11 protein-coding genes and 1 riboswitch are annotated in these 10261 nt (G+C 35.0%); of the genes, 3 read left to right on the forward strand and 8 right to left on the reverse strand.

From position 1 onward, the window contains the following. Window positions 1-146: 146 nt before the first annotated feature. Genes NBX25_RS24525 through NBX25_RS24545 form a run of 5 tightly spaced genes read right to left on the reverse strand, consistent with a single transcriptional unit; the run spans window position 147 to window position 2905 of the window. A complete protein-coding gene (locus tag NBX25_RS24525; RefSeq protein WP_123910567.1) occupies window positions 147-869 on the reverse strand; it encodes a YwqG family protein in 723 nt (240 codons plus the stop codon). Between the two features lie 14 nt (window positions 870-883). After that, complete coding sequence (locus NBX25_RS24530; protein ID WP_250255815.1) at window positions 884-1183, reverse strand: hypothetical protein; 300 nt, start codon at window positions 1181-1183, stop codon at window positions 884-886. Continuing rightward, on the reverse strand, window positions 1167-1721 hold the full coding sequence (locus tag NBX25_RS24535; RefSeq protein WP_250255816.1) for a putative glycolipid-binding domain-containing protein: 555 nt from the start codon (window positions 1719-1721) through the stop codon (window positions 1167-1169). The genes NBX25_RS24530 and NBX25_RS24535 overlap by 17 nt, the downstream gene beginning before the upstream one ends. Window positions 1722-1774: 53 nt before the next feature. Then, entirely contained in the window at window positions 1775-2347 is a 573-nt protein-coding gene (locus NBX25_RS24540; protein ID WP_123910570.1) for a Crp/Fnr family transcriptional regulator, read from the reverse strand. Window positions 2348-2356: 9 nt separating this feature from the next. Further along, on the reverse strand, window positions 2357-2905 hold the full coding sequence (locus NBX25_RS24545; protein ID WP_123910571.1) for a hypothetical protein: 549 nt from the start codon (window positions 2903-2905) through the stop codon (window positions 2357-2359). Window positions 2906-3037: 132 nt separating this feature from the next. On the opposite strand from NBX25_RS24545, the gene NBX25_RS24550 reads away from it, so the two are divergent. Beyond that, window positions 3038-4363 carry a M28 family metallopeptidase gene (locus NBX25_RS24550; RefSeq protein WP_250255817.1) on the forward strand — a complete coding sequence of 442 codons (1326 nt, stop codon included), beginning with the start codon at window positions 3038-3040 and terminating at the stop codon, window positions 4361-4363. Window positions 4364-4452: 89 nt separating this feature from the next. Here the strand turns inward: NBX25_RS24550 and NBX25_RS24555 are convergent, their stop codons facing one another. Genes NBX25_RS24555 through NBX25_RS24565 form a run of 3 tightly spaced genes read right to left on the reverse strand, consistent with a single transcriptional unit; the run spans window position 4453 to window position 6217 of the window. Beyond that, window positions 4453-4989, reverse strand: a complete 537-nt coding sequence (locus NBX25_RS24555; protein ID WP_250255818.1) for a GNAT family N-acetyltransferase — start codon at window positions 4987-4989, stop codon at window positions 4453-4455. 10 nt (window positions 4990-4999) lie between these two features. Then, window positions 5000-5392, reverse strand: a complete 393-nt coding sequence (locus NBX25_RS24560; RefSeq protein ID WP_250255819.1) for a VOC family protein — start codon at window positions 5390-5392, stop codon at window positions 5000-5002. 39 nt (window positions 5393-5431) lie between these two features. Next, window positions 5432-6217 carry a hypothetical protein gene (locus tag NBX25_RS24565; RefSeq protein WP_250255820.1) on the reverse strand — a complete coding sequence of 262 codons (786 nt, stop codon included), beginning with the start codon at window positions 6215-6217 and terminating at the stop codon, window positions 5432-5434. 103 nt (window positions 6218-6320) lie between these two features. Here NBX25_RS24565 and pafA point away from each other — a divergent pair, with 103 nt between their 5' ends. Further along, window positions 6321-7967, forward strand: a complete 1647-nt coding sequence (pafA, locus tag NBX25_RS24570; RefSeq protein WP_250255821.1) for an alkaline phosphatase PafA — start codon at window positions 6321-6323, stop codon at window positions 7965-7967. 159 nt (window positions 7968-8126) lie between these two features. Beyond that, a riboswitch (cobalamin riboswitch) is annotated at window positions 8127-8304 on the forward strand. Between the two features lie 33 nt (window positions 8305-8337). After that, a partial coding sequence (locus NBX25_RS24575) for a TonB-dependent receptor plug domain-containing protein (RefSeq protein WP_502799814.1) occupies window positions 8338-10261 on the forward strand: 1924 nt, incomplete at its 3' end.

A 10261-nucleotide genomic window follows, 5' to 3' on the forward strand; every position in this document is an offset into this window, starting at 1 on the left:
ATATGACCGGAAAGCAATACCTTAAGGGAACTCTAAATCTCGAAGCGTTGGTGAATAAAATGAAGTTTGTATTAAAAAGCGGATTATTCGCTAATACTCAGCTCCAAAAGGATTGGAATGAATATGGTAAAATTATATTTAATACTTTAATAAAAATCATAGTACAAGCTCCACTCCCCAGTCTCTTTATTCTTCGCAAACATAAAGCTTCCACTGTCAATCACATTCAAATGCGCTTTATTATCTGAAGACACCTGAAAAACAAATTCAAACCCTTTTCCGAAACCATCTTTGAAACCAATGCCGGGCTGACAGAATGATGGGTAACCACCCAATTTAGTACTATAACAGTGCTTAATGATGTCAAAATAGCTGTTGAAATGCCCTTCTCTTTCAAGTTTAACAATTTCAGAGATTAAGTTGTAATCTATATCTTCAATTCCGCCACCATCCCATAAAGGGGCATCCTTAGGATATAATTCGGAGCGTAGTGGAAATGGTTTTAAATAAGAAACCGGACTTTGCAAATCCTTGATGACAATATTCTCCAGATCATCATATTCCCGAATAACCCAATTGTCACCCATTTTTTCAAGCATTCTCGGAAAATCCTGAGAAATAAATACGGTAATTAATTTTTTGTCCTTTATCAATTCCGGTACAAAAGGCTGGTTGGGAAGATAGAACTGGATAAGCGGCATCATAGGATCTCCATTTTTATCCAAAGGAATCTCTTCATCTTCAGCATAGGCAAATACCCGCCCGATCCATGATTCTTCTAAAACATTAAGAGGTCTGAAACCACCAGTAAAAAATTCTGTAGCAGGTATTTCTATTTTATCTTTAATTTCCTGAATTCTGTTATCCATTTTGTTATAAGTTATTAGTTTTCATCTTCTTTAAAATCTTCCCAAGCCAGATTCAGATATCCGTTGATTTGAGTTTTTTCTTCTTCTGTAAATACATCAAGTTTCAAGGTCATTTCTATAGATTCTGAAAGGGAAATTTGTTGATTATGCTGGGTAAACGCAAAACAACCGAGAAATGAAACTTCATTGTCTTTTAATTCTTTTATTTTGTCGCTCAGTTCCTGTTGGTTCAATGTTTTACAGGCAATGGCAGCTTCTTTTATTTCATTAATGGTCATAGTAATGGTGTGCTGAGGTTTAAGAAAATTCAGCAATTTTTTCAAATAATCCAGGATAATTGACTACGAAACCATTATCATCGACTAAAATGTCAGCCTCAAAATCGGTTTGAAGATTGTCATAATGATAAGTATGGGTAGCAATTCTGGTATATTGCTGAGTCACCGGTTTTACCAGGTTATTCGGAACATCAATATAAATGACCTGGATTTTCTGGGCATCGTTTTCAGCCAATGTAAGGTTGTTGATGGGTAAGGTATTCGTAAAAGGAGTTAATGAGATGTCAATGAAGGGAAATTCTTTAAAATCGGGATTGATTACATTGTTGATCTCCCAGCCGTCCTGTAATTTTCTACCGGTTAATTCATTTTTAACCGTGTTGACTTCAGATTTGATGATAAATTTCTGGATATTCCAATTAATATCGATGATTAATTGATAATCTACAGTATACATTTTACTTTCATAGTAACCAATAATTCTTGATTCTACGATTGAGCCTTTATTATTTTCTTTAAGACTGAAATATTCCAGGGATTGAAAAGCAATTCCTTGCCAGATCAATGTTTTCATTTTATTTTGGATTGGTGTTAATTTTTTTATATTCTTTTGATCAGGAGTTCCGGTTATTGAGAAATTCTCCGTTTCCTGATTCTGCTTAATGTTTCTCTGGCTACTCCCAGAAATGAAGCCAGTTGGGACAACGGCACTCTTTGTAATATCTCTGGATGTTTTTTTTCAAGATATTCAAGTCTTTCCTGCGCTGAATACAGTTTGAAGAGGTTGGCGAACTCTTCCTGTTTGTAAGCAATTTGTCGAATACAATGACGCCCCAGAGATTCTATTTCAATGTATTGTGCTGCAATTTTAAAGAGTATTTCTTTATTAAAGATAACAACATGTAATTCTTCACAAGCCATCATATTGAATTCAGAAGGTTTTCCACTGCCAAAACTATTGATATTGGTTGCAATTTCATTTTCAAAAAAGAAATCAGTGTTTTTTGTTACGCCATTGATTTCATAATAAGACTTACAGTACCCTTTATCAATGTAAAATAATGATTGACATATTTCGCCTTCCTTTAAGATCAGTTCATTCTTTTTATATTGTTTTTCGGAGAGTGCAGCTTGAAGTAATGTCCAGCTTTCATCTGAAAATGGAGTGAGAGAACGGATATAGGTAAGAAGGTTTTCCATGTGAGATATCTATACTTTTTTATTTTTAGGAATTTTTAAAAGAAGTACAACAGCCCATGTTTGAAAAATAAGTTGTAAAATATTGATGATTCCGAGAATCGGCTCAGTGCTTAAATGGGTTATTATTACAGGTATTCCAAGGATACCGATCACAAAAAGAAAGATGAACAGATATTTTGCTACTGCGTTTCCCTTTCCGATCATATAACCGGTTCCAAAAACAAAAGCAATTACCGCGACAGAAATGAAAATTGCCAAACCTGAATTTAATTGTTCTGATGTCCAGATTAAACCGGCAATTCCTATTGCTCCAGACAGGTAGATAAGATTGGACGCTTTTGTGTGATTAGGATGTATTATGATGGGTTCGTTACTTCCAACTGTAGAAACAAGAGAGTTAATGCGATCCTGTTCTTCATTCGTAAATGTTCTTCCTCTTGACTGTAAAATTTCATAAGCGTACTGTATCGCTTGAGGTACAAATTTACTGTCAGGTTTTATGTATTGCTCAAGTTCTCGGTCAGACATTTTCTCCAGAACGTTTTTCTTTGTATCCATCTGATATAAGGTTATCTTTTTGCGAAAATACTGAAATTTTAATTTAATGATTTTGTTAATAAAGTTTGTTGTCTTTTTTGTAATTTTATTTCATAACAAATAAACCGTAAAAGATTAATAGACTGTTCTGTTATGAGAAAAATAATATTCACTTTGTTCTTTATTCCTGTTGTATTTCACGCTCAACAAACGGTTCAGCAGGATACTGAAATCCTCAATTATGTTTCACAGGTAAGTACAGATTCTCTGAAAAGTCATATCAATTCTTTGGTGAGCTTTGGAACAAGGCATACCATGAGTTCTACTACAGATTCCAAAAGAGGAATAGGAGCTGCGAGAAAATGGGTGTCGAAAAAATTCAATGACTATGCAAAAAACGCAGCTGGAAGAATGGAAGTCTTTATGCAGAATCAAACCATCCAGCCAGATGGAAAAAGAATAGACCGTCCTACTGATTTAGGAAATGTTATTGCCATTATTCATGGAACCAACCCTAATGATAAACGATTGTTTATGATGAGTGGACATCTGGATTCAAGGGTAAGTGATGTCATGAATAGCAAAGACAATGCTCCGGGAGCCAATGATGATGGAAGTGGAGTAGCAGGACTTATAGAAAGTGCCAGAATATTGAGCAAATCTAAATTTCCGGCAAGTATTGTATTCGTCGCTTTTTCTGGAGAAGAACAAGGCTTGCTGGGTTCTAAAATGCTGGCTGAGAAAGCAGCTAATGAAGGTTGGCAGTTGGAAGGTTTGTTGAATAATGACATGATTTCAAATAATCTCAGCAGTGATACACATTTGATTAATACCCATCAGCTGAGAGTCTTTTCAGAAGGTCTGCCTCAATATGAGTTGGATAAAAAAGCTCAGGAGATTAGAAAATTCGGACTGGAGAGACAGTTGGCAAGATATATTAAAGAAATAGGAGAGCGGTATGTTGATAATCTTCAGGTCAAATTAATTTACAGGAACGACCGTTTTTTGAGAGGTGGAGATCATACTCCATTTGTTGAAAAGGGATTTTCTGCTGTACGGCTTACGGAATTCAATGAGAACTTCGACCATCAGCACCAGAATATCAGAAAAGAAAATGGAGTGCAGTATGGAGATTTACCGGAATTTATGGATTTTGAGTATTTTAAAAAGAATGTAAGCGTAAATATTTCGGTTCTTGCAAATCTTGCAAAATCCCCTTCAAAACCTGAAAATGTAAAAATAGAAGTAAATAAACTTACCAATTTTACAGATCTTTCCTGGGAAAAGCCTAAATCGGGAGAGGTAGCAGGATATTATGTATTGTTACGTGAAACGGATGCTTCTATGTGGCAGAAAAAAATATTTACCAAAGAAACTGTTATCAAGTTGCCTTATTCTAAAGACAATTATTTCTTTGCCATACAAGCCGTAAACGCTTCCGGAAATGAAAGCTTGATCGTTTTGCCGAAAATAAAATAAATTTAAATATGAATAGGAGCGGGTTTTAGCCCGCTCTCCAATACATAAACCATCCATTGGCTTTAGCCAAAACCTGAAAATTTCACAAGCTATTCTATATCCAACGTCATAAAAAGAGCAATTTCTTCGGAGTTATTATACAATCTTGTATTTACTCCGGTGATATTAAACCCCATTCTTCTATAAAATTGTATGGCTGGATAGTTTGTGTTCTGTGTTTCCAGTTCAATAACCCGGCAGTTAAGGTTTCTGGCCTCTTTGATTGCGCTTTTAATCAGCAGGATTCCCAATCCCTGTCTTCTGTATTTTTCATTCACAAGAATGTTCTCGATGTAGAAACTATTGTTCCAGGTTCTGTGTTCACAGATGATCCAGCCCTGAAGTTCACCATCTGCAAAAGCTCCGAAAGATGAATCTTTTTCAATGATCGTATTGAGTTCTTCGATATCATCAGAATTGGTTTCCCATACTTTAGTGTAGGATAATTTTTTTTCTCTCAGAGTCAATTCAAAGGTGCCACTGAATTCTATTGAAGAAACAGAGTAGATGATATCTGTTGAATATCCATTATATCCCCATTCTAAACCAGGATTGGAAGTCAGCTTTTGTAGTTTTTTAATTTCCACGGAATATGTTTTATTGAATTTCAGTACAGATTTCTACAAGGTAATTGTTGGGATCTTTAATGTAAGCAGTCTTTTGTCCCCAAGGTTTTACAGCAATATCTTGATACAGAATGGCGCCGTTTTTTACAGCTTTTTCAACTAAGGTTTCTACATCGTCAGTTACAAACCCCAATTCAATCCCAAAAGGTTTAACTTCTGTTTTGGAAAGGAGGAATCCCTTTTTAATATTGGAGCTGGCCAAATCAACAGAAGCAAAAGAAAGAGTCGTTTCTCCAGTAATCAGTTCTCCATAATCTTTTTCAGGAGTAATGAATTTTATTTTTGCATCGAAAGTATTTTGGTAGAAATTCATTGCTGATTCTACATTTTCTACATACAAAATGACATATTTAAACTTAATCATGTTATTAGATTTAGTGTAGTTTTGGAATTCAATTTTGTTTTATTTTCTATCTATAATATATTCTTCATCTGTGATTAGCTCAATGTGAGGACCATGCTGAGGATAATATTTCAAACCTTCAAGATGCCCAAAATGAAGCGCATATTTTTGAGTAAGTTGTCTTACTTTATTTCCAAATGAATTAAGATTGATGGATTGAACAGCACCTATTCTTTGGCGGCCATTCGTAAAGAAGAGCATTAGATTGGAATGAGTACTGAAATCATAATCTTTATAATAAAATACATTGATATTTTCTTCCCGGCAGATAGAACCCAGATCATTGATGAAAAATTTTTTATCTGCTAACGGAAGGTTACAGTCAATCCTTATAGAAAGATTTTCCGCATTATTCTTTTTAAAATCTGAACCTACAATTTGTAGAAAGCGATGTTCATTAGGCCCCCAATTTTCTCCTTCACTATGATAAGCTTTAGTAGATTGTGTTTTAAATGGAATGCTAACATCTAATAATACTGCATTTTCACGAATCAACAGTGCTTCCACTTCCAGGGCAAACTGAAAATGAAAATCAAAGAGCTGATGATCTCCAATGCTGATGATAAGCTGATTATCATTGATATTAAGAAACAAAAATGCTTCTTTAAACCTGGTTCTCAGATTTTCCAGTTTTTCGATAAAATCATTGATGTTTTCCACCTGAATTTTTGCAGCCAATTCTGCGGCATTATCTGCATGGCCTCCATATCCCTCGAAAAATTTAAAAAATTTGAAATCATATAAATTTTCAGGGAATTTAAAGTACCAATATACTCCTAAAATCATGATGAACCGGGTTGATAATTGAATAAAGATCAAATTTAAATAAAAATTCACGTTCTAAAACATTCAAAACCCCTAAATTTGTGATCAATAAAATTTTACTTGGATGCTTAGGAACATTTCAATTGCGGCAGCTACTTTTTTGTCCGTAGTTACAATCAATGCACAGAAGAACAAAAATTCTCAATTGGAAAGACCCAAATTAGTAGTAGGTCTTGTAGTAGACCAGATGCGTTGGGATTATTTATACCGTTTTTACAACAAATATGGAAATGACGGTTTCAAAAGACTTTTGAATACCGGTTATTCTTTAAATAACGTACACATTCCTTATGTACCTACTATTACCGCTTTAGGACATACTTGTATTTATACAGGATCTGTACCTGCGATTCACGGAATTGCCGGAAATGACTGGACAGATAAAGAAACAGGTAAAGGTGTATATTGTACTGCCGATGACAGCGTTCAGCCAGTGGGGACAACCAATACCAAAACAGGAAGCCATTCACCTAAAAACCTTTGGTCAACTACAGTAACGGATGAACTGAGGCTGGCAACAAATTTCCAAGGGAAAGTAGTCGGAGTTTCTTTAAAAGACAGAGCTTCTATTCTTCCTGCAGGTCATACACCAAACGGAGCTTTCTGGTTTGATGACAGTACAGGAAACTTTATTACCAGCACATGGTATATGAATGATCTTCCTCAGTGGGTAAAATCATTCAATTCTCAGAATTTACCGGAGAAATTGGTGGCTAATGGGTGGAATACTCTGCTCCCAATCAATCAATATACAGAAAGTGCACCAGACAATTCTCCTTGGGAAGGATTATTAGGTAGTGCAAAAACACCTACATTCCCTTACAATGATCTTGCAAAAGATTATCAAACCAAAAAAGATAACATTCGTTATACTCCTTTCGGAAATACGTTGACATTAAAGTTAGCAGAAGCCTCTGTAGAGGGAGAAAAACTGGGAGGTGATAATATTACAGACTTTTTAGCCATCAATTTGGCTTCTACGGACTATGCCGGGCATAAATTTGGGCCGAACTCAATTGAAGTGGAAGATGTTTATATCAGATTAGATCAGGATTTAGCACAATTCTTCAATTATTTGGATTCAAAGGTTGGAAAAGGACAGTACACGGTGTTCCTTTCTGCTGACCATGGTGGAGCACACTCTGTAGGTTTTTTAAAAGAACATAAAATTCCTACGGGATTCTTTGGAGAAGGTGCTGAAAAGAACCTCAACCAAAAGCTGAAAGATAAATTCGGAGCTGATAAATTGATCAACGCTATTGATAATTATCAGATTTATTTCGATAGAAAAGTATTGGCAGACAGCAAACTTGAATTGGATGATGTAAGAAACTTCGCTATTAAAGAACTGGAAAAAGATCCTACTGTTTTATATGCAGTTTCTGTAGACAGAGTGTCTGAATCAAGCATTCCTGAGCCCATCAAGCAAAGAATTATCAATGGAATCAACAGACAAAGAAGTGGGGATATTCAATTGATCTCTCACGACTCTATGCTTCCGCCATATTCTAAAACAGGAACTACTCATAGTGTATGGAACTCTTATGATTCACACATTCCGTTAATCTTTATGGGTTGGGGAGTGAAACAAGGTGAAAGCAATAAGGCTTATCACATGACGGATATTGCCCCTACAGTTTCTTCATTACTGAAAATTCAGTTCCCAAGTGGAAATGTTGGAAATCCAATTACAGAAGTTATAGGTCAATAATCTTAATAACATATAAAAAAAAACATTCCACTCCGGAATGTTTTTTTTATTTTACATACACAGGAAGGTTATTAATTCTTTTTTAGATCAGGATTCAATCGATTCTGCTTTCGTCTTTCTTTCATAAAATTCACTTTTTGCCTAATACATTTAAAAAGCTATCTTTGCAAAAATTTTGGTTTCCAGTATATTGGAATGAAAAGGGAATTGGGTGAAACTCCCAAACTGTCCCCGCAACTGTAAATCGCAATAAAAGTTTCTGTAAACAGCCACTGTATAAAAACGGGAAGGCACAGAAAGCGAAAGTCAGGAGACCTGCCAGAAAATTAATCAAAAAAACATATTGCTTTCGGAGGAAAAGTAGAAGGATATGGATATAAAAAGATTTCTAATACTATTTTTGTCATCTTATGGCTGTTTTCTTTTCGGACAGGAGAAAGCTGTAGATACTATTTATATTTTCGACAGCCAGATGAACAAGGTGAAACAATTTCACCCTGTGAAAACAATTACACCGGAAGAAGCTCAAAAGAATTCAGGCAATCTTTCAGAATTACTTAGATTTCAATCTAACCTTTATATTAAAGAAAATGGGCGTGGTGCCGTTTCTTCACCTTCTTTTAGGGGAACATCAGCTCAGCAGACTGCTTTTGTCTGGAACGGTATTAACATTAACTCTAATTTTTTAGGACAGGGAGATATTAACAACATTGCATTGTTTGGATATGACCAGATTGGAATAAAAGCAGGTGGAGGAAGTATTGTCTATGGATCAGGAGCTATTGGGGGAAGTATTCATCTGAATAATAACCTGGAGTTTAATAAAGGATTTCACGGATCTTTATTTTCAGAGGTAGCATCTTTTGATACCTACAATAACTTTGTAAAGGGCTCTTACAGTAATGATAAATTTAGTTTTAAAGCTTCTGCAAATTATAGTGTAAGTGCTAATGATTATGAGGTGCCGGAATTTGTAGTAGGGAGAACCCCATTTAAAAATATCAATGGAAGGTATTACAATACTACCTTTAATATAGGAACTGCTTATAAAATTACGGATTCTCAGACTATTTCATGGCAAAGCCAGGTATTTGACGCTTCTCAGCATTATGCAATTTACGAGGAAAATGGTAACAGGGCGAAGTATAAGGCAAATACTTTGAGAAGTTTGATCTCCTGGGATATCAATAAGGTGAATCTCACTAACAGCTTCAAAGCTGCTTATACGGAAGATAATTACAAATATTTTTCAGATATCCATTCACTTAAATCCAGTGGAGCAGAAGGGAAGAACTATATCTTTAAAAACGATTTTAATTATTTCATCACTCCCAAAATCAATATTAATATGATTGGAGAGTTTCAGGTGAATAAGGCGGAGGGGTATGAGACAGGGATAGGAAGTGTCAGTCGAAATATAGGATCCTTAGGAGGAATGATAAGATATTTTGTTTCTAAAGATTTACGTTTTGAAGCAGGAATAAAGAAAGATTTTGTTGAAAACATTTCATCCCCGGTTTTGTATTCTTTTTCTGGAAAATGGAATCCTGTATCATGGTATCATATAGGTGCCAGTTTTTCAAGAAACTTCAGATATCCAACTTTTAATGATCTTTATTGGCAGCCGGGAGGAAATCTGAACTTACGTCCTGAGACCTCCTTAAATATTGATATGGATCATGAGTTTAATTTTAGAGATTTTAAGATTACTCTCAGCCCGTATTATATGGATATTAAGGATTTTATCAGCTGGCTTCCTACTTCATATAGCTATTGGGCTCCTTTTAATACATATAAATCTGAATTTTATGGCTTAGAATCGCAGATTACCTGGAATAAAAATTTTGGCAGACATGGCCTGAAGGTTAATGCAGGATATACATATTCAAAATCTATTAATAAGGAAACCCAAAAACAGATGATGTATGTTCCTCTACACAAAGCTAGTGGCTCAATAGATTATAAATTTGATTTCCTTAAAATTTATGCTCAAGGGCTTATAAATGGACTTACTTACACTACGGCAGATGAGAAAAAATCTGTGGCACTGGATCCTTATTTTATTTTAAACGCTGGTATTTCTGCGGATATTTTAAAGAAATATACTCTAGGATTTAAAGTGAATAATCTTACAAATACAGTTTACCAGACAGTATATGATTATCCGATGCTCCGGATAACTTTGTGGCGAAGGATGTCATCAGTATTTTGGATGAAAGACCCATTCTTCCGGAAGAACAAATTCGTTTCTGGAACTGGCTTTCCGATTATTATCTGTGTAACCTCGGAGAGAT

The sequence above is a fragment of the Chryseobacterium sp. Marseille-Q3244 genome (assembly GCF_940807095.1).
Lineage (GTDB): Bacteria > Bacteroidota > Bacteroidia > Flavobacteriales > Weeksellaceae > Chryseobacterium.

Bases quoted from the DNA above. Each gene is read 5' to 3' on its own strand.
- NBX25_RS24525 (WP_123910567.1), bottom strand. From the start codon at position 869: ATGGATAACAGAATTCAGGAAATTAAAGATAAAATAGAAATACCTGCT.
- NBX25_RS24535 (WP_250255816.1), bottom strand. From the start codon at position 1,721: ATGAAAACATTGATCTGGCAAGGAATTGCTTTTCAATCCCTGGAATAT.
- NBX25_RS24540 (WP_123910570.1), bottom strand. From the start codon at position 2,347: ATGGAAAACCTTCTTACCTATATCCGTTCTCTCACTCCATTTTCAGAT.
- NBX25_RS24545 (WP_123910571.1), bottom strand. From the start codon at position 2,905: ATGGATACAAAGAAAAACGTTCTGGAGAAAATGTCTGACCGAGAACTT.
- NBX25_RS24550 (WP_250255817.1), top strand. From the start codon at position 3,038: ATGAGAAAAATAATATTCACTTTGTTCTTTATTCCTGTTGTATTTCAC.
- NBX25_RS24560 (WP_250255819.1), bottom strand. From the start codon at position 5,392: ATGATTAAGTTTAAATATGTCATTTTGTATGTAGAAAATGTAGAATCA.
- NBX25_RS24565 (WP_250255820.1), bottom strand. From the start codon at position 6,217: ATGATTTTAGGAGTATATTGGTACTTTAAATTCCCTGAAAATTTATAT.
- pafA (WP_250255821.1), top strand. From the start codon at position 6,321: ATGCTTAGGAACATTTCAATTGCGGCAGCTACTTTTTTGTCCGTAGTT.